The sequence below is a fragment of the Myceligenerans salitolerans genome (assembly GCF_017349295.1).
GTDB lineage: Bacteria > Actinomycetota > Actinomycetes > Actinomycetales > Cellulomonadaceae > Myceligenerans > Myceligenerans salitolerans.
Window position 1 is genome coordinate 111,189 of sequence record NZ_JAFMPK010000009.1, and the last position, 23,872, is coordinate 135,060.

At 73.4% G+C, this 23,872-nt stretch carries 25 protein-coding genes and 1 pseudogene; 13 read left to right on the forward strand and 13 right to left on the reverse strand.

The window, feature by feature from the left end; genetic code table 11:
* The first annotated feature begins 7 nt into the window (after positions 1-7).
* The 8 genes and pseudogenes from J0911_RS00895 to J0911_RS00930 all read left to right on the forward strand — a co-directional run bounded on the left by J0911_RS00895 (position 8) and on the right by J0911_RS00930 (position 7,303).
* Positions 8-589: a TetR/AcrR family transcriptional regulator gene (locus J0911_RS00895; RefSeq protein WP_207273509.1), complete on the forward strand. Its 582-nt coding sequence runs from the start codon at positions 8-10 to the stop codon at positions 587-589.
* Positions 589-1,809 carry an NADPH:quinone oxidoreductase family protein gene (locus J0911_RS00900; RefSeq protein WP_307864849.1) on the forward strand — a complete coding sequence of 407 codons (1,221 nt, stop codon included), beginning with the start codon at positions 589-591 and terminating at the stop codon, positions 1,807-1,809. Before J0911_RS00895 ends, J0911_RS00900 begins: the two co-directional genes overlap by 1 nt.
* Positions 1,806-2,549 (forward strand): SDR family NAD(P)-dependent oxidoreductase, encoded by a 744-nt coding sequence (locus tag J0911_RS00905; RefSeq protein ID WP_207273510.1) that lies wholly within the window; start codon positions 1,806-1,808, stop codon positions 2,547-2,549. Before J0911_RS00900 ends, J0911_RS00905 begins: the two co-directional genes overlap by 4 nt.
* 117 nt (positions 2,550-2,666) lie before the next feature.
* Positions 2,667-3,383 carry an ABC transporter ATP-binding protein gene (locus J0911_RS00910; protein WP_207273511.1) on the forward strand — a complete coding sequence of 239 codons (717 nt, stop codon included), beginning with the start codon at positions 2,667-2,669 and terminating at the stop codon, positions 3,381-3,383.
* Positions 3,380-3,874, forward strand: a pseudogene (locus tag J0911_RS00915) (ABC transporter ATP-binding protein); the annotation flags it as partial. The gene J0911_RS00910 and the pseudogene J0911_RS00915, both read left to right, overlap by 4 nt.
* A gap of 233 nt (positions 3,875-4,107) precedes the next feature.
* Positions 4,108-4,986: a branched-chain amino acid ABC transporter permease gene (locus J0911_RS00920; protein ID WP_207273513.1), complete on the forward strand. Its 879-nt coding sequence runs from the start codon at positions 4,108-4,110 to the stop codon at positions 4,984-4,986.
* Complete coding sequence (locus tag J0911_RS00925; RefSeq protein ID WP_207273514.1) at positions 4,983-6,026, forward strand: branched-chain amino acid ABC transporter permease; 1,044 nt, start codon at positions 4,983-4,985, stop codon at positions 6,024-6,026. The genes J0911_RS00920 and J0911_RS00925 overlap by 4 nt, the downstream gene beginning before the upstream one ends.
* Before the next feature lie 5 nt (positions 6,027-6,031).
* Positions 6,032-7,303 (forward strand): ABC transporter substrate-binding protein, encoded by a 1,272-nt coding sequence (locus tag J0911_RS00930; RefSeq protein ID WP_207273515.1) that lies wholly within the window; start codon positions 6,032-6,034, stop codon positions 7,301-7,303.
* A 149-nt stretch (positions 7,304-7,452) separates the two neighbouring features.
* Here the strand turns inward: J0911_RS00930 and J0911_RS00935 are convergent, their stop codons facing one another.
* The 4 genes from J0911_RS00935 to J0911_RS00950 form a co-directional block, all read right to left on the reverse strand.
* Positions 7,453-9,039, reverse strand: coding sequence for a long-chain-fatty-acid--CoA ligase (locus J0911_RS00935; protein ID WP_207273516.1), 1,587 nt, complete (start codon positions 9,037-9,039; stop codon positions 7,453-7,455).
* Positions 9,040-9,122: 83 nt separating this feature from the next.
* Complete coding sequence (locus J0911_RS00940; RefSeq protein ID WP_207273517.1) at positions 9,123-10,358, reverse strand: acyl-CoA dehydrogenase family protein; 1,236 nt, start codon at positions 10,356-10,358, stop codon at positions 9,123-9,125.
* A gap of 2 nt (positions 10,359-10,360) precedes the next feature.
* Complete coding sequence (locus tag J0911_RS00945) at positions 10,361-11,422, reverse strand: phosphotransferase family protein (protein WP_207273518.1); 1,062 nt, start codon at positions 11,420-11,422, stop codon at positions 10,361-10,363.
* A 204-nt stretch (positions 11,423-11,626) separates the two neighbouring features.
* Positions 11,627-12,061, reverse strand: a complete 435-nt coding sequence (locus tag J0911_RS00950; protein ID WP_207273519.1) for an acyl-CoA thioesterase — start codon at positions 12,059-12,061, stop codon at positions 11,627-11,629.
* Positions 12,062-12,233: 172 nt separating this feature from the next.
* Here J0911_RS00950 and J0911_RS00955 point away from each other — a divergent pair, with 172 nt between their 5' ends.
* The gene (locus J0911_RS00955; RefSeq protein ID WP_207273520.1) at positions 12,234-13,445 is read left to right on the forward strand and encodes an acyl-CoA dehydrogenase family protein; all 1,212 of its coding nucleotides are present in this window, start codon (positions 12,234-12,236) and stop codon (positions 13,443-13,445) included.
* Positions 13,446-13,499: 54 nt separating this feature from the next.
* Entirely contained in the window at positions 13,500-14,723 is a 1,224-nt protein-coding gene (locus J0911_RS00960) for an acetyl-CoA C-acetyltransferase (protein WP_207273521.1), read from the forward strand.
* A 78-nt stretch (positions 14,724-14,801) separates the two neighbouring features.
* Here the strand turns inward: J0911_RS00960 and J0911_RS00965 are convergent, their stop codons facing one another.
* The 9 genes from J0911_RS00965 to J0911_RS01005 all read right to left on the reverse strand — a co-directional run bounded on the left by J0911_RS00965 (position 14,802) and on the right by J0911_RS01005 (position 21,411).
* The gene (locus tag J0911_RS00965) at positions 14,802-15,257 is read right to left on the reverse strand and encodes a MaoC family dehydratase (protein ID WP_207273522.1); all 456 of its coding nucleotides are present in this window, start codon (positions 15,255-15,257) and stop codon (positions 14,802-14,804) included.
* Positions 15,254-16,015: a 3-oxoacyl-ACP reductase FabG gene (gene fabG / locus J0911_RS00970; RefSeq protein ID WP_207273523.1), complete on the reverse strand. Its 762-nt coding sequence runs from the start codon at positions 16,013-16,015 to the stop codon at positions 15,254-15,256. Before fabG ends, J0911_RS00965 begins: the two co-directional genes overlap by 4 nt.
* On the reverse strand, positions 16,012-17,127 hold the full coding sequence (locus J0911_RS00975; RefSeq protein ID WP_207273524.1) for an alcohol dehydrogenase catalytic domain-containing protein: 1,116 nt from the start codon (positions 17,125-17,127) through the stop codon (positions 16,012-16,014). Before J0911_RS00975 ends, fabG begins: the two co-directional genes overlap by 4 nt.
* 112 nt (positions 17,128-17,239) lie before the next feature.
* Positions 17,240-17,659: a hypothetical protein gene (locus tag J0911_RS00980; RefSeq protein ID WP_207273525.1), complete on the reverse strand. Its 420-nt coding sequence runs from the start codon at positions 17,657-17,659 to the stop codon at positions 17,240-17,242.
* The gene (locus J0911_RS00985) at positions 17,656-18,258 is read right to left on the reverse strand and encodes a hypothetical protein (protein ID WP_207273526.1); all 603 of its coding nucleotides are present in this window, start codon (positions 18,256-18,258) and stop codon (positions 17,656-17,658) included. Before J0911_RS00985 ends, J0911_RS00980 begins: the two co-directional genes overlap by 4 nt.
* Positions 18,251-19,426, reverse strand: coding sequence for a signal peptidase I (locus J0911_RS00990; RefSeq protein WP_207273527.1), 1,176 nt, complete (start codon positions 19,424-19,426; stop codon positions 18,251-18,253). Before J0911_RS00990 ends, J0911_RS00985 begins: the two co-directional genes overlap by 8 nt.
* A gap of 10 nt (positions 19,427-19,436) precedes the next feature.
* The gene (locus J0911_RS00995; RefSeq protein WP_207273528.1) at positions 19,437-19,988 is read right to left on the reverse strand and encodes an alternate-type signal peptide domain-containing protein; all 552 of its coding nucleotides are present in this window, start codon (positions 19,986-19,988) and stop codon (positions 19,437-19,439) included.
* A gap of 152 nt (positions 19,989-20,140) precedes the next feature.
* Positions 20,141-20,584 carry a DUF4345 family protein gene (locus tag J0911_RS01000; RefSeq protein WP_207273529.1) on the reverse strand — a complete coding sequence of 148 codons (444 nt, stop codon included), beginning with the start codon at positions 20,582-20,584 and terminating at the stop codon, positions 20,141-20,143.
* Positions 20,581-21,411 (reverse strand): Rossmann-fold NAD(P)-binding domain-containing protein, encoded by an 831-nt coding sequence (locus tag J0911_RS01005; RefSeq protein ID WP_207273530.1) that lies wholly within the window; start codon positions 21,409-21,411, stop codon positions 20,581-20,583. The genes J0911_RS01000 and J0911_RS01005 overlap by 4 nt, the downstream gene beginning before the upstream one ends.
* 112 nt (positions 21,412-21,523) lie before the next feature.
* On the opposite strand from J0911_RS01005, the gene J0911_RS01010 reads away from it, so the two are divergent.
* From J0911_RS01010 to J0911_RS01020, 3 genes are all read left to right on the forward strand, one after another.
* On the forward strand, positions 21,524-22,555 hold the full coding sequence (locus J0911_RS01010; protein WP_207273531.1) for an AraC family transcriptional regulator: 1,032 nt from the start codon (positions 21,524-21,526) through the stop codon (positions 22,553-22,555).
* Between the two features lie 106 nt (positions 22,556-22,661).
* The gene (locus J0911_RS01015) at positions 22,662-22,823 is read left to right on the forward strand and encodes a hypothetical protein (protein ID WP_207273532.1); all 162 of its coding nucleotides are present in this window, start codon (positions 22,662-22,664) and stop codon (positions 22,821-22,823) included.
* 35 nt (positions 22,824-22,858) lie between these two features.
* Positions 22,859-23,860: a diacylglycerol/lipid kinase family protein gene (locus tag J0911_RS01020; protein ID WP_207273533.1), complete on the forward strand. Its 1,002-nt coding sequence runs from the start codon at positions 22,859-22,861 to the stop codon at positions 23,858-23,860.
* The last annotated feature ends 12 nt before the right edge of the window (positions 23,861-23,872 follow it).

Genomic DNA, 23,872 nt, shown 5'->3' on the forward strand with positions numbered 1-23,872 from the left:
GGGAGCCATGCGTACCAAGAACGTCGCCGACGAGGTGACCCGCGCCGCCCTCGACCTGTTCTCGACGCGCGGCTACGCCAACACGAGCGTGCAGCAGATCGTCGAGGCGGCCGGGGTCACCAAGGGCGCCATGTACCACTACTTCACGTCCAAGGACGACCTGCTGTTCGCCATCTACGAGCGCATGCTGTCCCTGCAGAAGAGCCGCCTGGACGAGATCACCGCCCGCGGCGGCGCCCCCGAGGAGGTGCTCCGCGCGGTGTGCGTGGACGTCATGGAGACGTCCATCGAGTTCCTGCCCGAGGGCACGGTCTTCTTCCGCAGCGTGCACATGCTCTCCGAGGAGCGCCAGAAGGAGGTCACCCGCCGTCGTCGGGAGTACAACGACCAGTTCGCCGCGATCATCGAGCGCGGGCAGGTCGCCGGGGTGTTCCGGGACGACGTGCCGACGGCGGTCCTCATCGCGCACTTCTTCTCCGACGTGCACTACCTGTCGCACTGGTACAGCCCGGAGGGCCCCGAGACCAAGACCGAGGTCGCCCAGCAGGTGACCGATCTGTTCCTGCGCAGCATCCGGAAGGAGACCTGATGCCCGAGCAGTCCGTACCACCCGCCCCCGCCGCGGAGCCCGAACCGTCCCCCCGGCCGGCCGTGTCCGCGGAACCTCTCGCGTCCGACCGGCGGGTGCCTCCCGTCGCGGCGCGCATGGCCGCCTGGCGCGTCGTGGCCAACGGCGAGCCCGAGGACGTGATGGAACTCGGTGACACCGGCGTCCCCGAGCCCGCCGCCGGCGAGGTGCTGATCCGCGTGCGCGCGGTCGCGCTGAACTTTCCCGACGTGCTGCTCGCCCGGGGCCAGTACCAGGTGCGGCCCGAGCTGCCGTTCACCCCGGGCATCGAGCTGTGCGGCGAGGTGGCCGCCGTCGCGCCCGGCGTCACCCGGTTCGCCGTCGGCGACCGGGTGGTCGGCTGGGGGCAGGGCGCGCTCGCCGAGTACGCCGTTCTCCCGGCGACGGCGGTCTACCCGGCCCCACCCGGCCTCGACGACGTGCGCGCCTCCGGGCTGACCATCGCCTACCAGACCGCGTGGTTCGGGCTGCACCGCCGCGCCCGCCTCCAGCCGGGGGAGACCCTGCTGGTGCACGCGGCGGCGGGCGGTGTCGGGTCGGCGGCCTGCCGCCTCGGCGCGGCCGCGGGCGCACACGTGGTCGGCGTCGTCGGGAGTCCGGAGAAGGCGGACGTCGCCCGGGCGGCCGGTGCCCACGAGGTGTACCTGCGCGGCGACGACTGGGTCACCCCGGTGCGGCAGCGCGGCGCGGACGTGGTGTTCGACCCCGTGGGCGGCACCGCGTTCGAGCAGTCCACCAAGGTGATCGCGTTCGAGGGGCGGATCGTCGTGGTCGGCTTCGCCGGCGGTGACCTGCCGCGGGTGCGGCCCGACCACCTCCTGGTGAAGAACTACAGCGTGCTCGGCCTCCACTGGGGCCTCTACCAGCAGGTCCGGCCGCAGCTCCTGGACCAGGCCCACGCCGAGCTGTGCCGCCTCGTGGACGACGGCGCGCTGCTCCCCGACGTCAGCGACGTCATCCCGTTCGAGGCGGCGGCCGACGGCGTGCGCCGACTCGCCCGGGGCGGCACCACCGGACGCATCGTGGTGCGCGTCGCCGACGACGCCACCGGTGACGCGGCACGCACGACCGGCACGGCCCGTGCGATGGACGCGGAGCGCGTCACGACGCGAGGAGGTGCCGTTCCGCACGACGCGGCACCGGCCGCGGCGGACCAGGTGTCCGAGGACGTGGCGCGGTGACGGCGGGCGTCGACCTGACCGGGCGGGTCGTTCTCGTGACCGGTGGCGCGCGGGGCCTCGGCGAGGCGTACGTGCGGGGCCTGCACGACGCTGGAGCACGCGTCGTCGTCGCGGACGTCCTGGTGGACCAGGGCAGGGCCCTGGCCGCCGAGCTGGGCGAGGGTGCCCGGTTCGAGGAGCTGGACGTCACGGACGAGGCCGCGTGGGAGCGGGTGGTGGAGCGCACGGCCGGTGACCTCGGCGGCGTCGACGTGCTCGTGAACAACGCGGGCATCGCGAACGCGGCGCCCATCGAGCACCTCACGCTCGCCAAGTGGGAGGCGGTCATGGCCGTGAACGCCACGGGAACGTTCCTGGGCTGCCGTGCCGTCGTGCCGGTCATGAAGGCGGCGGGCCGCGGGTCGATCGTGAACATCTCGTCGGTCGAGGGCAAGCGCGGCAGCCCGCGCCTGCACGGTTACACCGCCTCGAAGTTCGCGGTGCTCGGCCTGACCAAGTCCCTGGCCGTCGAGCTCGGGCCGTCCGGGATCCGGGTGAACTCGGTGCATCCCGGGCTGGTGCTCACGGACATGTCCGTGAAGATCGACCCGGAACGGCTCGACATCCCGCTGGGCCGTCCGGGGCTGCCGCAGGACGTGGTGGGAGCGGTGCTGTTCCTCGCCTCCGACGCCTCGTCGTGGGTCTCGGGCGCGGAGATCGTGGCCGACGGCGGCATGATCGCCGGTATCCCGCACCGCTGACCGCCCGGCACCGCCGGGCCACCCCACCGAACACGCCGTCGCGGAACGCCGCCCCGGCCATACCGGCCGGTCGGTTTATCCGCTACGCTGTCCGCCACCCGACACGAAGAGGTGCCGATGAACGAGAGCTTTCCCCTCCTGGAGATCGACGGGGTCACCGTGGCCTTCGGCGGGCTGACCGCGCTGGAGGACGTGTCCTTCGCCGTGCGCGAGGGCGAGACCGTCGCCCTGATCGGGCCCAACGGCGCCGGCAAGACCACGCTGTTCAACGCCGTGTGCGGCCTGGTGCGCCCCGGCCGCGGCACGGTGCGGATCGCGGGCGCGCCGGCGCCGTCGTCGGCCACCGGGCTGGTCCGCGCGGGCGTCTCCCGGACCCTCCAAGGGCTCGGGCTGTTCGACACGATGACCGTGCTGGAGAACGTGCTCGTCCCGCTCAGCACCACCGGCGGGGACACCGCCCGCGCGGCCGCGACACTCGCGCGGCTCGGGCTGACCGACGTCGCCGGCCGGGCCGCCGGGACCCTGCCCTATCCCGAACGCAAACGCGTCGCCCTGGCCCGCGCCCTGGTGACCGAACCGCGGCTGCTGCTCCTCGACGAGCCCGCCGGAGGCCTCGGCGCCGACGACATCGACGCCCTCGCGACCACGGTGGGCGACCTCGCCGGCGACGGGCGCGGCGTGCTCCTCGTGGAACACCACGTCGACTTCGTCATGAAGGTCGCCGACCGCGTCGTCGTCCTCGACTTCGGGCGCGTGATCGCCGCCGGCACCCCCGACGAGGTGCGCGGCGACCCCGCCGTCGAAGCCGCCTACCTGGGGGTGGGAGCCGCATGAGCACGCTCACCGTCGACGGCCTGACCGTCGGGTACGGCGACGGAGCACCCGTCCTGGACGGTCTCGACCTCGAGGTGCCCGACGGCGCCGTCGTCGCCCTGCTCGGGGCGAACGGCGCGGGCAAGACCACTCTGCTGCGCGCCGTGGCCGGACTCGTCCCCGCACGCGGCGGGCGGGTGCTGCTCGACGGGGCCGACCTGGGCGGACTGCGCGCCGAGGACCGGGTGCGGCGCGGCCTGGGCCTCGTACCCGAGGGGCGCGGCGTCGTCGCCGAGCTGACCGTCGCCGAGAACCTGCGCCTCGGTGCCCTCTGGCGCCACCGTGGCAGTGCCCGCACCGCCGCCGTCGACGCCCAGTACGAGCTGTTCGAACCGCTCGCCCGACGGCGGGACGCGCTCGGCCACACCCTCTCCGGCGGGGAACGGCAGATGCTCGCCCTGGCCCGCGCGCTCGTCGCGGAACCGCGGGTGCTGCTCCTGGACGAGCCGTCCCTCGGCCTCGCCCCGCTGGTCGTCGCCGACCTGCTCGGCGTCCTGCGCCGCACCGCCGAACGCACCGGGCTCACCGTCCTGGTCGCCGAGCAGAACGTCACCAGCGCGCTGTCCGTCGCCGACCGCGGCGTCGTGCTCAGCCTCGGCGACGTGGTCACCGACCGCCCCGCCCGCGACCTCGCCGCAGACCCGGCGCTCCGGCACGCCTACCTCGGATTCTGAAGGAGGAACCGATGGACAGACTCGTCTTCCTCGTCGCGGCCGGGCTCGCGCACGGCGCCGTGCTCGCACTGTTCGCCCAGTCGCTCGTCATCGTGTGGCGCGCGAACCGCGTGATCAACTTCGCGCAGGCCGCGCTCGCCGTCGTCGCCGTCTACGCCGCGCTCGCCGTCACGGCCGTCAGCGGCTCGTGGTGGCTCGGGGCGTTCGCCGGCGTCGTGGCCGGGGGCCTGCTCGGCGCCGCCGCCGAACGCGGGCCGATGCGGCTCGTCCCCACCCACACACCACTGCCCGGGATCATCGTCGCCATCGGCCTCGTCATGATCCTGCAGGCCGGGCTCGCCATCGCCTTCGGCCCCGAGTACCAGCCCGTCCCGGCGCCCCTGTCCGAACGGCCGTTCGTGCTCGCGGGCATCCCCGTGCTCTCCCCGTACGACCTGCTCGTCCTCGTCGTGGCCGGGCTCGTGATGGCCGCGCTCGCCCTCGGCTTCACCCGTACCAGCCTCGGGCTCCAGCTGCGCGCCGCCGCGTTCGCCCCCGAGACCGCCCGGCTGCTCGGCGTGCGCGTGTCCCGCATGATCACCCTCGGCTGGATGCTCTCGCTGGCCACCGCGGCGCTCGCGGGCCTGCTCCTGGTCCCCACCGAGCTCGGGCTGCACCCGCACGCCCTCGACGGGCTGTTCGTGCAGGCCTTCGCCGTCGCCGTGATCGGCGGGCTCGACTCGCCGGCCGGTGCCCTGCTGGCCGGCCTGCTCGTGGGAGTGCTCGTCTCCCTCGTCAGCGGGTACCTCGTGGCCGCCGCCGCCCCGCTGGCCGTGCTGGCACTGCTCACGCTCGTGCTGCTCGTCCGGCCCGGCGGCCTCTTCTCCGCAGCCAAGGAGCGTGCCGCATGACCCGCCGTATCGTCCTGCGTGCCGCACTGGTCACGCTCGTCGCCCTCGCCGCGACGTTCCTCCTGGACCCCTACTGGAACTTCCAGGTCGCACGGTTCGCCGCGTGCTTCGCCGCCGTCGCCGGGCTCACGGTGCTGGTGGGACTCACCGGCCAGCTCTCCCTGGGCCACTCCGTGCTCATGGCCGCCGGCGGTTACGGCTACGCCTTCGCGGCGGGCTCCGTGACCGGCGCGCTCGGTGACAGCCCGGCCGCGCCGTACGCCGGCCTGCTCGCCGGCCTCCTCGGCGGTCTCGTGGCCGCCGGAGCCCTCGGCGCGCTGCTCGGCGCCGCCGCGGCACGGCTGCACGGGCCCTATCTCGCCGGGCTCACCCTGGCCCTGGTGATCGCCCTGCCGTCAGCCGCCGTCGCCGTCCCCGGGCTCGGCGGCGACCAGGGGCTCGGCGCCCCGTTCGTTCCCGTGCCGGACGCGCTCGCCGCCCTCATGTACGTGGAGCACTTCCACGCCGTCGTGGCGATCGTCGTGGCGGCGGCCGCCGTGACACCCCTGATGCTGCTGCGGGCCGGGCGGCAAGGACTGCGGATGCGTGCCGTGCTCGGCCACGAGACGGCCGCCCGCCTCTCCGGGGTGAACCCCGGGCTGGTCAAGGCCGGCGCCTTCACCGCCAGCTCACTGGCCGCCGGGCTCGGCGGCGCCGTGATCGTCATGGCCACCCAGTCCGTCAGCCCCGGGGCGTTCGGGCTCACGTTCTCCATGCTCCTGGTGGTCGGCGCCGTCATCGGCGGGCTCGGCAGCATCGGCGGGGCCGCCGTGGGCGCCGCCCTCGTGGTGCTGCTGCCCTGGGCCGTGGAGACCGTCCTCGACCAGCTGCCGGCCGGCCTGCCGCCCGTCCTCGCGCAACGGCTCGACGGGAACCTCGCGGTCATCCTCACCGGAGCGATCGTCATCACCGTGATCGCCGCCCGGCCCGGCGGCGTGGCCCAGCTCCTCACCCCACGGACCACCGCACGACCCACAGCGTCACACGACACAGAGAGGTGATCGGAATGACCCGACCCACGACCCTGACGGCCACGACGGCGCTCGCCGCCGTCGCCGCCCTCGCCCTCACCGGCTGCTCCACCCCCGGCGCCGACGGGACCGAACAGGTGCCCGGTGTCACGCAGGACACCGTGACGATCGGAACGCACACGCCCCTGACCGGGGCGGCAGCGGAGGCGTACGCGCAGATCAGCGCCGCGACGTCGGCGTACTTCGAGTACGTCAACGCGAACGGCGGCATCCACGGCCGCTCCATCGACTACATCGTCAAGGACGACGGCTACAACCCCGCCAACACCCAGACCGTGACCCGGGAACTGGTCTCCGAGGACGGCATCTTCGCGATGGTGAACGGCCTGGGCACCCCCACCCACACCACCGTGCTGGACTACCTGGACCAGAACGACGTCCCGGACCTGTTCGTCGCCTCGGGCTCGGCGCAGTGGAACCAGCCCGAGGAGTACCCGAACACGTTCGGCATGAACGTCGACTACGTCACCGACGGCATGGTGCTGGCCACCCACGCCACCGAGCAGGACCCCGAGGCCACGTTCTGCGTGCTCGGCCAGGACGACGACTACGGCGGCGACGTGCTCGCCGGCGTGGAGGCCGTCGTCGGGGCCGACGGCGTCGTCGCCTCCGAGACCTACAACACCTCCAACCCGGACCTCACCGCGCAGATCGGCGCCATGAAGGAATCCGGCTGCACGCACGCCGTGCTGGCGACCATCCCCGGGTTCACGGCCATCGCCATGGGCACGGCCGCACAGCTGGAGTGGTTCCCGCAGTACCTGGTCTCCAACGCCGGCGCCGACGTGGAGTCCCTGGCCGGGTACCTCGGCGAGGAAGGCGCACCGCTGCTCGAGGGCATGCTCGCCACCGGCTACCTCCCCACCGGGCAGGACAACGAGTGGTACGAACTGTTCTCGCAGATCAACGACGAGTACAACGACGGCGCCCCGCTCACCGGCACCGCCATCTACGGCTACAGCGTCGGCTACCACTTCGCCGAGGCGCTGGCGCTCGCGGGCGAGAACCCCACCCGCGCATCGCTCCTGGAGGTGATGGAGTCGGGCGAGCTCGTGGGCAACGGCGTCGTGCCGAACTCCCTCTCGGCCGACGACCACAGCCCGTACCACGCGGCGGGCATCACCGTGGTGACCGGCGGCGAGCAGTCGTACACCGGCGACGCCTGGGCCCGCGAGGGCGACACGCTCAGCGAGATCGAACTCGAGCCGAAGCCCGTGGAGAACGAGGGTATCCCCACCGGCGAGTGACGTGACGGAGCGCGACGACGCGGCGTCACGTGTCCGAGCACGAGAAGGGCGGGGCGGCTGTGGCCGTCCCGCCCTTCGTCGCCTGCTCGCACCGTCATCCACCCGCCGATTCCCGGCAGCCTCCTGCCGGCCGCGGTATCCCGGACGCCTTACGTGTTCCGGTACCGCTCCACCAGTTCCCGCTTGAGGATCTTGCCGCTCGGTCCCAGCGGCAGCTCGTCGGCGACATGCACCACGCGCGGGTACTTGTAGGCCGCCACGTGCTCCTTCATGTACGTGACGAGCTCCGCGGCGTCGACCGTGCCGCCGTCGCGCGCCACGACGGCGGCGTGCACCTCCTGGCCGTGCGTCTCGTGCGGCAGACCGAACACGGCGGCCATCGCGACCTCCGGGTGGCGCGCCAGCACGGCTTCCACCTCCGAGGGGTACACGTTGTAGCCGTTGCGGATGATCATGTCCTTCTTGCGGTCCACGATCGTGACCACGCCGTCGTCGTCGACCGTGCCGAGGTCGCCGGTGCGGAACCAGCCGTCCACCACCACCTCGGCGGACGTGTCCGGCCGCCCGAGGTACCCCTTCATGAGGTTGTGCCCCCGGACCACGATCTCCCCGAGCGTGCCGGGTTCCTCCAGCAGCACGACGCGACCCTCCACGTCCGGGTCGGCGATCGCGACGTCGACCCCCCAGATCGGCTTGCCGACCGTGCCCGGCCGGATCGGCTCGGACTGCGGGTTGGTGGAGACGATCGGCGCGGTCTCGGTCAGCCCGTACCCCTCGTGCACCTGGGCGCCGAACGTCTCGGAGAACGCCTCCAGCACCGCCGCCGGGAGAGAGGCGCCGCCCGAGACGGCGTACCGCAGCGCGGGCCGGGTGCCGCCGCGCCGGGCCGCCTCCACCAGCCCCACGTACATGGTGGGTACGGCCGTGAAGACGGTCACGCCGTGGCGCACCATGAGGGCCAGGGCGTCGTCGGGCTCGAACCGGGGCAGCAGCACCACCGACGCGCCCACCCGGAAGGCCGTGTTCAGCACGCACACCTGCCCGAACGCGTGGAACAGCGGCAGGCCGCCGAACACGACGTCGTCGGCGCGCAGGTCGAACGCGTCCACCAGGGAGCAGTGCACCTGCTCCACCAGCGCCAGATGGGAGCCGACGGCGCCCTTCGGGGAACCCGTCGTCCCGCTGGTGTACAGGATCGTGGCGGCCGCGGTGGGCCGGACGGACTCGTGGCGGGCGATCGGCACGGCCGCGGCCGCCTCGTCCTCCAGGCGCGGCAGGTCCGGGCCCCCGGCCTCGACGGCGGGGGACAGGACCGTCAGGATCGGCACTCCCGCGCGAGTCGCGGCCGGGACGGCCTCGGCCAGCAGGGGCGCCGCCACCACGAGCACGTCGGCGCCGCTGTCGCGCAGCACGTACTCGATCTCGTCGGCCTTGAACAGCAGGTGCACGGGGACGACGACGGCGCCCAGGGCGAGCGTCGCGTAGTACACGCGCGCGAAGTCCGGCACGTTGGGCACGATCATCGCCACGCGGTCGCCGCGCCCGATCCCGCGGGCACGGAGCGCGCCGGCATACCCGCGGGTCTGCTCCCACAGGTCCCGGTAGGTGATGGTGGCGCCCGCGAAGTGCAGGGCCGCATGGTCCGGCCGCCGCCGGGCGGACTCGGCGAGGATGCTCGCCACGGACAGGGTGCCGAAGCCGTCGCCGTCGATGGCGTCGTCGGGGTGGCGGGTCATGGGTTCCTCTTTTCCCGTCGTCGTTGAGCGGTGTGTCAGGGACCGCGGTGGGGGGCAGGGCGCCGGGGTCGGGGGCGTCCGGGTCAGGGGCGCCGTAGCTCGGCGCGGCCCAGCGAGGCGAGATGCACCTCGTCGGGCCCGTCCGCGAGCCGCAGGGCGCGGGCGCCCGCGAACATCTCGGCGAGCGGCTGGTCCGCGGAGATGCCGGCCGCGCCGAAGACCTGCATGGCCCGGTCGAGGATCCGCTGGACGGCGCGCGGCACGGCGATCTTGATCGCCTGGATCTCCGTCATCGCCTCGCGGTTGCCGACGGTGTCCATCAGCCACGCCGTCTTCAGCACCAGCAGGCGCAGCGCCTCCAGCTCGATCCGGGACTCCGCGACCCACTCCCGCACCACGCCCTTGTCGGCGAGCGGGCCGCCGAACGCGCTGCGCGTGCGCGCGCGCTCGCGGACCAGCGCCAGCGCCCGCTCCGCCGTTCCCAGGGCGCGCATGCAGTGGTGGATGCGGCCGGGCCCGAGCCGCGCCTGGGCGATCGCGAACCCGTCGCCCTCGGCGCCCAGCAGGTTCGACGCCGGCACGCGGACGTCGTCGAACACGATCTCGGCATGGCCGCCGTGGTCGCGGTCGTCGTAGCCGAACACGCTCAGCGGGCGCACCACCGTGACGCCCGGCGCGTCCCGGCCGACCAGCACCATCGACTGCTGCCGGTGCCGCGGCCCGTCCGGATCGGTCTTGCCCATCACGACGAGCAGCCGGGCGTCCGGGTTCATCGCGCCGGTCGCGAACCACTTGCGGCCCGAGATCACGTAGTCGTCGCCGTCGCGGCGGATGCGGGTGGTGATCTGGGACGCGTCCGACGACGCCACGTCCGGCTCGGTCATGCAGAACGCGCTGCGGATGCGGGCGTCGAGCAGGGGGTCGAGCCAGTGCTCCTGCTGCTCCGGTGTCCCGAAGTGGGCCAGGAGTTCCATGTTGCCGGTGTCCGGGGCGGCGCAGTTGAACGCCACCGGCGCCAGGCGCGGGCTCCAGCCGGTCAGCTCCGCCACCGAGGCGTACTGCAGGTTCGTCAGGCCCGCGCCCCGGCGGGTGCGTGTCGTCGTGCCGGGGGCCGCGCCGTCGGGCAGGAAGAGGTTCCACAGGCCCTCGGCGCGCGCCTGGGCCTGGAGCTCCCGGACCACGGGGCGCGAGCCCCACTCGCCGGGGGTGGCCGCGAGCTGCTCCTCCAGCACCGGCTCGGCGGGCAGGACACGTTCGTGCAGGAACGCCCGCACGCGTCCGGTCAGCGCGGTGGTGGTGGCGTCGGGTGCGAAGTCCATGCTCAGCTCCTCCTGGTGGCGATACGGGCGAGACCGTCCTCGGCGAGCGGCAGGACGAGGTCGCCGATGGTGTCGAACCCGTCCCCGACCGTCTCGCCCGCCCGGAAGCGGTAGTGGATGCCTTCGAGGATCACGGCGAGCTTGTAGGTGGCGAAGGCGCGGTACCAGGACAGCTCCGGCGCGGCGACACGGGCCCTGGCGGCGTAGGCGTCCACGAGCTCGTCGAGCCCGGGGTAGCCGGCACCCGGGACGACGGCGCTGACGGCCCGCCCGTGGTCGGCGGTGAGCTCGGCGATCTCCCAGTACATGGCGAGCATCCCGAGGTCGACGAGCGGGTCACCGAGCGTCGCCATCTCCCAGTCGATGACGGCGGCCACGCGGGGTGCCACGGACGGTGCGGACGGCGCGGTGACGATGACGTTGTCGAGCCGGTAGTCGCCGTGCACGACGGCGGCTCGCGGGTTCTGCTCGGGCAGCAGGTCGCCGAGGCGGTCCTGGAGGCGGTCGAGGGCGGGCAGCTCGCGGGACCGGGACGCGTCGTACTGGCGGCGCCACGTCCGCAGCTGGCGAGCCAGATAGCCGTCGGGCCGGCCGAAGCCGCCCAGGCCCACGGCCGCCGGGTCGAGGGTGTGCAGGTCCGCCAGGACCTCCGCCAGGTGGAGGCTGAGGCCACGCAGCGCCTCCGGCGTCCATCCCGCGTTGAGCTCCGGCCGCGCCAGCACGGCGCCGGAGACGTGCTCCATGACGAAGAAGACGGTGCCGGTGACCGCGCCGGCCTCGGTGTCGTCCACGAGGTCCACAACGCGGGGGACCGGCACCTGGCTGGCTCGCAGGGCCGAGATCACCCGGTGCTCGCGGGCCATGTCGTGTGCGCTGGACAGCACGTGGCCCAGCGGGGGACGGCGCACCACGAGCGGGATGCGGGCGCCGTCCACCCGGTACGTCAGGTTGCTGCGGCCGCCGGGCATCAGCGTCGCGGTCAGTGGTCCGGCGGCCAGTTCCGGGTGCTCGCGTTCGAGCCATCGTGTGAGACCGGCCTGGTCCAGTCCGGGCACCTGAGTCATCCTCGACCCCCTCGTCGTCGACCCGGCAGCGCGGGCGCGAGCCGGTCGACGGAGCATACCGCGTAGTCGGTATGTCGGGCGAACCTCGTGTCGGACGCCGGGCGTCGGACGTCGAGGGTGCTGGACGTCGGGAACGTCGGGCGTCGGTGTCGGACGTCGGGCTCCGGGCGTCGGTGAGGGTGGCCGGAGTCCGTGCGCCCGTCGTCAGGCGGACAGGTGGCGGTGGATCGCCGCGCGGACGGCGTCGGGCACGGGGACCGGGCGGCGGGTGGCCGCGTCCACGAACACGTGGGTGAACGAGCCCGTGGCGAGCGGCTCGGCCTCGCCCGTCCGCAGGATGCGCGGCGCCCAGGTGAGGCTCGTGCGCCCGACCTTCTCCACGCCCACCTCGACCTCGAGTTCCTCGGGGAACGACGCCGACCGCAGGAACTGGCAGGACGACGCGACGCACAGGGCGATGACGTCGCCCTGGGGGTCGAGCCCGGCGTGCCGGATCATCCAGCGGTTGGCGGCGGTGTCCATCGCCTCGTAGTAGACGGTGTTGTTCAGATGGCCGTACTGGTCGTTGTCGTTCCAGCGCAGCGGGAACGGCAGGCGCGCGGACGTGGCGGGCGCATCGTGCGACGGGTGCTGGCTCATGCGGGTGTCCTTCGGGTCGCGGGCGGTGGCCCCGGGCGCTGCCGCGGCCGGTCTCCGGGGCGCCCTGACGCGCCTCCCCGGCAGTGTGGCGCAGCGCTCCCGGCATGCGGCACAATAGTACAGACCGACCGGTCGGATTGCTGGTCGGTGATCGACGACGATCGGAGGATCGATGGCGCTCTCACCCGTCACCCAGGAGGCCGACCACGGCTCACCGCTCCTGGATGCCGACTTCTACGCCTTCCAGTCCCTGCTCACGCCCCGCGAGCAGGAGACCGTGCTGGCCGTCCGCGAGTTCATGGAGCGGGAGGTGCGCCCCATCGCCGACGACTACTGGGACCGTGCCGAGTGTCCCGTGCACCTGTTCAAGCCGTTCGCCGAGCTCGGCACGCTCGGCTCCGCCTGGGAGGAGACGACGACGTTCTCCGGTTCCGCGGTGTTCCGCGGCTGGGTCGGCATGGAGCTCGCCCGGGTCGACTCCTCGTTCTGCACGTTCATCGGGGTCTCGTCCGGGCTGGCGATGAGCTCGATCGGCATGGGCGGCTCGTCCGAGCAGCGCGCGCAGTGGCTCCCGGACATGGCGTCCGGCGACGTGATCGGCGCGTTCGGCCTCACCGAGCCACTGGCAGGCTCCGACACGGCCAAGGGCCTGCGCACGACGGCGACGCGCCACGGCGACACCTGGGTGCTGAACGGCGCCAAGCGGTGGATCGGCAACGCCACGTTCGCCGACGTCGTCGTCATCTGGGCCAAGGACACCGCCGACGGTCAGGTCAAGGGGTTCCTCGTGCGGCAGGGCACGCCCGGGTTCACGGCCACCAAGATCGAGCGCAAGCAGTCGCTGCGCATCGTGCAGAACGCCGACATCACGCTGGAGGACGTCGAGGTTGCCGAGGCGGACCGGCTGCAGCGCATCGACGGCTTCCGCGACCTGGCCAAGGTGCTGCGGGTCACGCGCGACGGCGTGTCCTGGCAGGCACTGGGCACGATGGTCGGCGCCTACGAGGCCGCCGTCCGGTACACCGCCCAGCGCGAGCAGTTCGGCAACCCGATCGCGAGCTACCAGCTCATCCAGGACAAGCTGGCCACCATGCTCGGCAACGTCACGGCGAGCCTCGGCGTCTGCGTCCGCGTCGCACAGCTCCAGGACGAGGGCCGGCAGACCGACGCCCACGCCGCGATGGCCAAGGCGTTCGTCACCACCCGCATGCGCGAGACGGTGGCCCTGGCCCGCGAGTCGTGCGGGGGCAACGGCATCCAGCTCGACCACGGGGTCGCGCGGTACTTCGCCGACGCGGAGGCCGTGTACACGTTCGAGGGCACGAAGGACATGAACCAGCTCATCGTCGGCCGTTCGATCACGGGCCATGCGGCGTTCGTCTGAGCACCGGCCCGAGACCCCGACCCCAGACGTCGTCCGAGGAAGGACCGAGACACCATGACCGAGGCATACATCGTCGCGACCGCCCGCTCACCGATCGGGCGCGCGCACAAGGGATCACTCCGGGACGTCCGGGCGGACGACCTCGCCGCGCGGATGGTGGAGGCCGCCGTCGGCCGGGTGCCGGGCCTGGACCCGGCGCGCGTGGAGGACCTGCTGCTGGGCTGCGGACTGCCGGGCGGGCGACAGGGCATGAACATGGCCCGTGTCGTCGCCGTCCTGCTGGGCTGGGACACGGTTCCGGGCGCCACCGTGACCCGGTACTGCTCCTCCAGCCTGCAGACCACCCGCATGGCGTTCCACGCGGTCAAGGCGGGGGAGGGTGACGTGTTCGTGTCGGCGGGCGTGGAGTCCGTCAGCGGCATGGACGTCGGATCCAGCGACCTCATCCCCGGCGCCGACCTGAACAACCCGGTGTTCGCCGACGCGATCGCCCGGACCGAGCAGCGGGCCGGCGGCGGGGTGGAGACCTGGACCGACCCGCGGGAGCAGGGCCTGCTGCCCGACCCGTACATCGCGATGGGCCAGACCGCGGAGAACGTGGCCGCGCTGCACGGCATCACGCGCGAGGAGCAGGACGCCTTCGCGGCCCGGAGCCAGCAGCGCGCGGAGCAGGCCGTCGCCGACGGGTTCTGGGAACGGGACATCACGCCCGTCACGCTCGCCGACGGCACGGTCGTCGCCGCCGACGACGGCCCGCGCCCGGGGACCACCGTCGAGACCCTGGCCGGCCTGGAACCGCGGTTCCGCCCCGACGGCACCGTCACGGCGGGCAACGCCTGCCCGCTGAACGACGGCGCCGCGGCCGTCGTCGTGGTCTCCGGGCGGGTGGTCGACGAGCTGGGCCTGCAGCCCCTGGCGCGCATCGTGTCCACCGGCGTGAGCGGGATCTCGCCGGAGATCATGGGCCTCGGTCCGGTCGAGGCGAGCAGGCAGGCGCTGGCGCGCGCCGGTCTCGGCGTCGGCGACATGGACCTGGTGGAGATCAACGAGGCGTTCGCCGCGCAGGTGATCCCGTCCGCGCGCGAGCTCGGCGTCGACGCGGACCGGCTGAACGTGCACGGCGGGGCGATCGCCGTCGGGCACCCCTTCGGGATGACCGGTGCGCGCATCACGTCCACTCTGATCAACGGGCTTGCCGCCACCGGCGGCCGGTACGGCCTGGAGACCATGTGCGTCGGCGGCGGGCAGGGGATGGCGATGGTGCTCGAGCGCGTCTGACGCGGCGCGTGCGCGGGACGACGGCGGGCCCTTCCGGGAGATCCGGAAGGGCCCGCGGTCGGTCCGGCGAGGTGCGGCTCAGGCGGGAACGTACAGCGACAGCGCCTCGGCGATCAGCGCGGGCTTGTCGGCGCCCTCGATCTCGATCGTGACCGTGGAGGAGACCCGCACCCCGCGCTCGGTCGGCTCGGCACCGGTGATCTCGGTGGTGGCGCGCACCCGTGAGCCAACCGTGACCGGGGTGAGGAAGCGGACGCGGTCCATCCCGCGGTTCACGGCCATGCTCACGCCCTCCACCCGCACCAGGCTCGATGCCAGGTGCGGCAGGAGGGAGAGGGTGAGGAAGCCGTGGGCGACCGTCGCGCCGAACGGCCCGTCAGCCGCCCGCTCGGGGTCGACGTGGATCCACTGGTGGTCCTCGGTGGCGTCCGCGAACGCGTCGATGCGGGCCTGGTCCACGGTGAACCACTCGCCCGTGGCGGTCGCCCCCACGGCGTCGGGCAGGGCGGCGGGGCTGCTGACCTCGATCGTCATCCGCGCGGACCTCCCGCCACGTAGAGCACCTGACCCGACACGAACCCGGCGTCCTGCGAGCAGAAGTACGACACGGCGGCCGCGATGTCCTCCGGCTTGCCCGTGCGGCCCACCGGCGTCTCCTTGGCCGCATGCGCCACGAAGTCCTCGAAGGGCACGCCCACACGCTCCGCGGTGGCCCGGGTCATCTCGGTCTCGATGAACCCCGGGGCGACGGCGTTGGCCGTGATCCCGAACCGGCCGAGCTCGATCGCGAGCGTCTTGGTGAACCCCTGCATCCCGGCCTTGGCCGCCGCGTAGTTCGCCTGCCCCCGGTTACCGAGCGCCGACGTCGAGGACAGGTTCACCACCCGGCCCCAGCCCGCCTCGACCATGTGCGCCTGGACGGCGCGGGTCATGAGGAACGCACCCCGCAGGTGCACCCCCAGCACGGCGTCCCAGTCGTCCGGGGACATCTTGAACAGCAGGTTGTCGCGCAGGATGCCGGCGTTGTTGACGAGAACCGTCGGCGCGCCGAGCTCGTCCACGACGCGGGCGACCGCCGCCGCGACCGAGTCGACGTCCGCCACGTCGGCGCCCACGGCGAGCGCCCGGCCGCCGTCGGACGCGATGGCCTCGGCAATCTCCGCGGCCTGCTCCTCCAGGAGGTCGAGGACGGCGACGGCGTGGCCGTCGTCGGCGAGCCGGCGGGCGGTCGCGGCCCCGATGCCGCGTGCGCCGCCGGTGACGACGGCGACGCGAGGTGTGGTGGTGGTCATGCGGTGATCCCTTCGTCGAGGAGGACGATCTGGCGGAGTTCCTCGCCGGCGGCGAGGCGGTCGAGTGCGGCGGGCAGGCCCTCCAGCCCGATCCTGGCGGAGACGAGCCGTTCGAGCGGGAGGCGCCCGGCCCGCCACAGGTCCACGTAGCGGGGGATGTCCCGCTCGGGCACGGCGGATCCGAGGTAGGAGCCGACGACGGTGCGGGCCTGCGCGGTCAGCGTGAGCGGCGAGACGGCGGCCCGGGCCTCGGGCCCGGGCAGGCCGACGGTCACGGTGGTGCCGCCGGGTGCGGTGAGCGCGAAAGCCGTCTCGAACGCGCGGGCGGACCCGGCCGCCTCGACGACCACCGGAGCCGTGACGTCGTGGTCGAGGGCGTCGCCGGGCGTGCAGGCCCGGGCCGCACCCAGTTCGCGGGCCAGGTCGAGCTTGGCGGGCACGGTGTCCACGCCGACCACCTCGTGACCCAGCGCCACGGCGACGAGCAGCGCGGCCATTCCCACCCCGCCCAGCCCGACCACGACAACCCGTTCCCCGGGTGCCGGACGGCCCGCGTTCACGACGGCGCCACCGCCGGTGAGGACGGCGCAGCCGAGCATGGCGGCGACCTCGGCGGGCACGTCGTCGTCCACCGGCACCACCGACGCACGGTGGACGACGGCGTGCGTCGCGAACGCGCTCACGCCCAGGTGGTGGTGGACGGCGGCATCGTCACGGCGCAGCCGGCGCTCGCCGCCGAGCAGTGTCCCGGCCGCGTTGGCGGCGCTGCCCGCCGCGCACGGGAGGCGGCCGTCGGTGGCGCACTCCGCGCAGTCGCCGCAGCGGGGGAGGAAGGTCATCACGACGCGCCGGCCGGGGGTGAGGTCCGTCCCGGACCCCGCCTCCTCGACGATCCCGGCGGCCTCGTGCCCCAGCAGCATCGGGGTGGGCCGGACGCGGTTGCCGTCCACCACGCTGAGATCCGAGTGGCACAGGCCGGCGGCCTCGATACGGACCAGCAGCTCGCCCGGTCCCGGAGGGTCGAGCCGGAGCGGGCCGACCGTCAGCGGGCGGGACTCCGCGTACGGGGGCGGCGCGCCGCACCGTTCCAGGACGGCACCGGTGATCTCCATGGGTACGACCTCCTCGTCGTGGGCTGCGCGGGCGACCAACGCAGCATACCGACTGTACGGTATGTTGGGAATCGGGTGAGGAGCGGCGGGTGCGCCGTCTGTCCGGACGGGGTCAGCCGCACAGGGAGACGACGGCGACGACGTAGTCGAGCCGGTTGGAGTTCGCCGACACCCAGGTGGTGCCGGGGAACTCCCGCTGCGCCACGACCCAGAACGTACCGGACGACACCAGCTGGGTGGTGGTGAACGTCGTGCCGGTCACGGTCCGGGTCATCGACCCGTTCGCACCGAAGTGCACGACGTAGCTGGTGGCACCGGGCACCGCGGTCCAGTTGAACCGCACGGACGCGACCCCGACCGGACCGCAGGCGGCAGCCGGTGCCGGCACGGTCGCCGCCGCGACGGCACCGGACCGGACGGTGGCCTGGTCCGTCCACCATGCCCAGGCGGGTGCCGTCCCGGCGCCGATCACCGCACCCAGCAGCAGCCCCGTGAGGGCTGCCGCCGCGGTCCGGCGCCGTGCACCACTCATGGGGCGACCTCCTGGCGGGCCGTCAGGGTGAACGACACGGTGGCGCTCTGGCCTTGCAGGCCGCTCGGTGCGGTGCCGTCCAGGGACAGCACCAGGCACAGCGTCAGGGTGCCTCCGGCTCCCACGGTCAGATCCGTGAAGAACGGCGCCGCCGTGGCCGTCACCGCACGGTCCGCCACCAAGGTGGTGCCCGAGCAGGTGCCCCCGCGCATGCCGTTCACGACCGTGTTGCCGGCCACCCCGTCCCGGGTCGCGTGCAGCCGCAGATGCTGTCCGAGTGCCGAGGACGACGCCACCGCCGAGCCGCTCACCGCCAGGTCCGCGTCTCCGCCGGCGCGCAGCACCAGGGTCCGCGCGACACTTTCCCCGGGGAACGCCGAGGGCAGTGCGAGAGCCGAGTACGTCCAGGTGCCCCCCGGGCCCATCAGGAACTGCTGCTCCGCCGACGGCCCGGCGGTCAGGTCCAGCCGGCCGGAGGCCACGGGCGGGGACTCCGCGGTCGCGGAGGTCGACCACCACGCCCAGGCCACGCCGCCGCCCGCGCACAGGCAGGCGACGAGAAGGCCGACGAACCCTGCCCGGACGGAGAACTCAGTCATGGCGCCTCCGCAGGGCGATACCCGTCGCCACCGCGACGGCGGCCACGAGCAGCAGGACGGGAACCGCCGTACCGGTGGGCGCCAGCGTCCCGGCCCCGGACCGCGGCGGGGCCTCCGGTACCCGCGCACCGGCTGACAGCTCGGTCATCGTCACGCGGACGTCGAACGGCACCCGTCCACGCTGGCTCGCGTTCGCCGACCCTGGTGCGAAGGCGACCTCGACGCTCACCGGCACCGCTTCGCCGGGGGCCAGGGTCACCGGCGCCGAGCGGGCGCTCCCGTGCCATGCCGCGTCGTCGAGACGAGTGCGGAACGACAGGGCCTGGGCGAGCCGGTTCCCGTCGTCCGGCAGCAGTACCTCCGCCCGCCCCTGCACCGTGGACCCGGACTCGTTGCGCGCGTAGAACGTCAGAGTGTCGACGTCTCCGGGGACCCAGTGCAGGTCGCGGGTGAATCGCGGCGAGATGCCGCCGCCGGTCCACGTCTCGCCGTCGAGGCTCAGCCCCACGGCCGGGGAGGTCGCGGCGGGTGAGCCCTGGGCCGCCCGAGCCGTGACGGCCGGTGCGAGTGCCGTGGCGGCCAGCCCGGAGGCGAGCACGAGCCCCACCGCCGTCGCGCCGGAGCGGGCCGGGGCTCCGGAGGCGGGCGGCGGGGCACGTCGCCCGCCGCGCTCCCGGAGCATGGCGACGACCTGCCAGCCGGCGTACCCGAGCAACAGCACGACGATCCCGGTGGTGACGGCCTGTCGCTGGTCCCCCGTCACCAGAGCGGCGGCATGACCGAGGTAGGGCACGAAGTACCAGAGGCGACCCTGTACCTGGACGGCGCGTACGGGCCGCACGTCGGCGGCGTTGTTCGCGTCACCCTGGGTCACGAACGTCCGCTCACCCGTCGCGGTCGACCCCACGCCCACCACGCGGTGCGTCGCGACCGTCGGCTCACCGGACCGGAGCTGGTAGGTGACGACGTCGCCGATGCGCAGGTCCGACGGATTCGCCGGCCGCGTGACGATGAGCGTCCCGGCGGGCAGGGCCGGCGCCATCGAGCCGCTCGTCACCACGTACGGGGTGGCTCCCGTGAGCCGGGGTACGAGGACACCCGCGGCCAGCGCCGTGGCGCCGGTCACGATCACGAGCACTGCGACGACGCGCCCCAGGAAGCGGAGCACGGCACGCATGTCAGCCGGCGGCCTCCGCGTGCGCCTGGGTCATGGTCACCGTGACGGTGTCGAGCGCGGCGATCAGTTCCGCTCCCGTGGTCGACTGAGAGGCGTTCGTCGCGCCAGGCCCGTCGAAGTTGACGCCGAGCAGGACCTCGACCGTGTCGCCGGTGGCGATCGGTGCGGGCAGGGCCGGCTCCGTGCCGTTCACGGTGAAGGACGGGTCGGTGAGCGTCAGTTCCGCCGTGAAGGCGTTCTCGGTCTCCCAGGTCGGCGCGCTCACCGTCACGTCGCCGAGCGCCAGGTGCTGCCCTTCGCCCGCGATCGTGTAGACGCACTCCAGGGTGACGGTGTCGCCGGGGACCAGCGCACTGCCACCGGTCAGCGGCGTCCCGTCGTCCAGGGTCCAGGTGTCCTCGCACGACGAGCTCGACAGCGAGAAGCTGCCGGAGACGATGTCCGGCCCCTCGGCCGTGCCCTCGGCGGTCCAGTAGGCGAGTGTTCCGGCTCCGCCGAGCAGGAGGAGTGCGGCTCCTCCCGTGGCCAGTGCTGCCTTGGTCAGTCGTTCCATGGTGCGCCCCCTTTTTTGCGCGGGAATCCGCCTCCCGCACGGTTCACGCTACGAACGAACCGGGTGCCGTGCATCTCGGTGCGGCCGGGCGTCCGGGGTCCGTGTGCGCGTGGCCCGCGGCTCTCGCCGCGGGCCACGCGCACCGCCTTCGGTCAGGACGCCGGGAACCGCTCGGGATGTGCGGGACCGAGAGGCCGCTCGGTGCCGGCGCCGGCCGGCAGCCGGGTCAGGACCCACACGCAGGCGGCGCCCAGCAGGAGCTCGGCGGCGCCCGCGGCGACCAGCCCGGCGGCCGGCTCGCCGTCGACCCCCCAGGAGAGCGCTCGCCCGGCCGCATGGGCGAGCATGGTCACGGCGCCGGCGAGTGCCGACATGGCCGCGAGGCGAGGCATGACCGCCCCCGCCCCGACGAGCGACCCCCACGCCAGGACGGCGAGGCCCGAGGCGCGTAGTTCGCCCAGCAGCGGGGAGGAGTCGGCAGGCGCGATGCCGTAGCCCGCGTAGAAGGCCTGCGGCACGAACGCCACGCCCGCGCCCACGACGACCAGGGTGAGGCCGGTGGCGGCGAGCAGCCACCGGGACACGTGCCGGGTCATGCGAGCCGGCCCGCCGTGAGTGCGCCCGCCAGGACGTCCCGCACGCCGCGAGGCTCACGTCCGAGAACCTGCTGGACGCCGTCGGCGGGCGTCTCGTTGCGGCCGTCGAACACCTCGCGGCAGAGCTCGGTCAGGAGGGTCGCGGTCTCCGGCCCGGCTTCCTCCGCGACGGCGGCGTGGAACTCCTCGAAACCCATCGGCACGTACCGGATGTCGCGCCCGGTGAGCTCGGTCAGCAGGGTGGCGACCTCGCCGAAGGTCAGCGACTCCGGCCCCGTGAGCTCGTAGCGGCGACCCTCGTGACCGTCGTCCGTCAGGACCGTGGTGACCACGGCCGCGATGTCGTCCACGTCGACGAACGGCTCGCGCACCTGGGCCGCGGCGATGGCGAGGACGCCGCTCTCCAGGGCTCCGCTCAACGCGCCCTCGGTGAAGTTCTGGATGAACCAGCCGGCGCTCACGATCGTGGCGGGGATGCCGGAGCCGAGCACGATCTCCTCGCAGCGGCGGGCGCCCTCCTCCCCGCGGCCGGACAGCAGGACGGCGCGCCGTACCCCGGTGTCCCGGGCGACCTCCATGAGCCGCGTGATCGCGGTGCCCGCACCCGGCGCCGCGAGGTCGGGCACATAGGTGATGTAGAGACGGTCGACGCCCCGCAGGGCCTGGGCCCAGCCGTCGGGCTGCTCCCAGTCGAACCGCGGGACGGTGCCGCGGGCGAGCCGGCGGACGGTGTGCCCCCCGGCGTCGAGAAGGTCGGCGACGCGACGGCCGGTCTTGCCGGTGGCGCCGATCACGCCGAAGGTCAGGTGCTCGTTCGTGGTTTCCATGCGTCCAGCCTGGGGCGGGAGCGCCGGACGGGATATCCCCGCCGGTCCGGCATCGTATGCCGATCGTCCGGAATCACGGACGGTCGGCAGATCGGCATGCCACGCTGGACGCATGGTCAACACCCACCCGGTACGTCCCGCCGCGCACCCCGGTCCACCGACCGGCCAGAGTGATCTGACCGGCCCGTTGGGCGATGGCCTCCACCTGCTCCGGTTCACCGGCGCGTTGTACTGCCAGGCCGACCTCACCGCCCCCTGGGGCGTGGACTTCCCCCGGATCGAGCCGTGCGTGATGCTGCCCGTCGTCCTCACCGGGCGTTGCGTCCTGGAGATCGGCGGTGCGCGGCATCTCCTGGAGGCGGGCAGCGCCGCGCTGATCACCCACGGCACACCGCACCGGCTGCTGAGCTCACCGGGAGTCGCGAGCACCGGCCTCTTCGACATCCCCGTCGAGCGCGTCGGCGAGACGTACGAGCGCATGCGCTTCGGCGGCGGGGGAGAGCGCGCGCAGATCGCGTATGCGGCGATGACCGTGGACGAGCCGCTCACCGCGCGCCTGGTCGCCGAACTGCCCGACGTGATCCGCGTGGACGCCTGGGACGCCGGCGAGTCCGGTGCCTTCGGGACGGTCCTGCGTCTGCTCGCGCACGAGGCCCAGAGCCTGGAGCCCGGAGGCGAGGCGGTGATGACGCGGCTCGCGGACGTGCTCGTCATCCAGGTGCTGCGGCGATGGCTGCGCACCTCCGAGGAGGCCGCCACCGGCTGGCTCGCCGCGCTGCGCGATCCGCACGTCGGCCGGGCGCTCGGCCGCCTGCACGCGCAACCGGAGCGTGACTGGAGCCTGGTCGAGCTGGCCGGGCTGGCCGGCATGTCGCGGTCGGCGTTCGCGGAGCGGTTCACGGGTCTCCTGGGCGAGCCGCCGATGCGCTACCTCGCCCGCTGGCGCCTGGAGCAGGCATACACCGCGCTGACCACCACCGGCGACCCGGTCGCCACGATCTCCCGCCGGGTCGGCTACAGCTCCGAGGCGGCGTTCGGCCGGGCCTTCAAACGGCATCACGGCACGTCACCCGGCGCGGTGCGGCGATCCGGCGCGGCCCGGTCCCCGGGATCCCTCCGCGCGACCGCCGACGCTGTCGGGTGAGGAGATCCGACGCCGTCGACCACGACACCGGGAACCGTCCAGGAAAGGGGAATCTGGCGCTCAAGAATCATCGCCTTATCCAGGTGATGCGCGTACCGTGAAGAGTATGTGGACCGCAATAGTAATTCTTCTCATCGCGTGGGCGGTTCTGGCCGTTGTCGGCCTCGTTTTCGAGGGACTGCTCTGGCTGGCCGTGATCGGGATCATCCTGTTTCTCGGTACGCTGATCGTGGGCATTCTTCGTCAACGGGTCCGGCGGGGCGCCTGAAGCTTCCGTCGACCCCAGCGCGTACGAGAACGCGGATGAGCCCGGCTCACCGGCGGGGGCGATCGCGCTCGCGCGCCGCTCTCCCCGCGTCGAGTGCGCGAGCCGCCGTCGTCGTGAATCCGGTACGGATCGACACCGCGCGCCTGCGTACGGCCGTTGCCCAGGAGGAACGGAAGCGCGGCTGGCGACCGCACCTGTGGTTCGAGACAACTCTCGACGACGCGGGACAGGAGGCGGCGCGGAGCGCACTGCGGAACCAGCCGGCGGTCGTGATCGTCGCCGGCGGTGACGGCACGATCCGCGCGGTCGCCGAGGCGGTCCAGTCGAGCGGGACACCGCTGGCGATCGTCCCCGCGGGGACCGGGAACCTTCTGGCCCGTGATCTCGGGCTCCTGACCGGGCTCGAGGCGTCGGTGCGTACGGCGTTCGCCGGGTCGGACCGCACCATCGACGTCGGTGTCGCCGAACTCGAACGTGAGGATGGATCGGTGGCCACGCACCTGTTTCTCGTGATGACGGGCATCGGGCTGGACGCGAGCATGGCGACCGGTACGAACAGCATGCTGAAGCGCAGGATCGGCTGGCTCGCCTATGCCGACCCCATCGGCAGGTCGGTCCTGGGCAACAAGCGGTTCTCCATGCACTACCGCGTGGACGGTAGCCCGGAGCGTTCGATCCAGGCGCACACCGTGATCGTCGGCAACTGCGGGACGCTCACCGCCGGAATGCTGCTTCTCCCTGACGCGGAGGTCGACGACGGTCTGCTCGATGTCGTCCTCCTGCGCCCCAAGGGGTTCTGGCAGTGGTTACGGGTCGGGTCGAGACTTACCGTCGGCGGTATCCTCAAGCGCTCACGCCGAGGCCGGGTGGTGCTGCGGGCGGCGCCGCGACTCCGCGCCATGGAGTACGTGCAAGGTGAGCGTCTCGCCGCACGGTTCGACTCGCCGCAGAACATCGAGCTCGACGGTGACAGCTTCGGCGCGATCACGGCCGCCAGGATCGGGCTGCGCCCGCGCGCCTTGCTGGTCCGGGTGTGACGGAGCATGGCG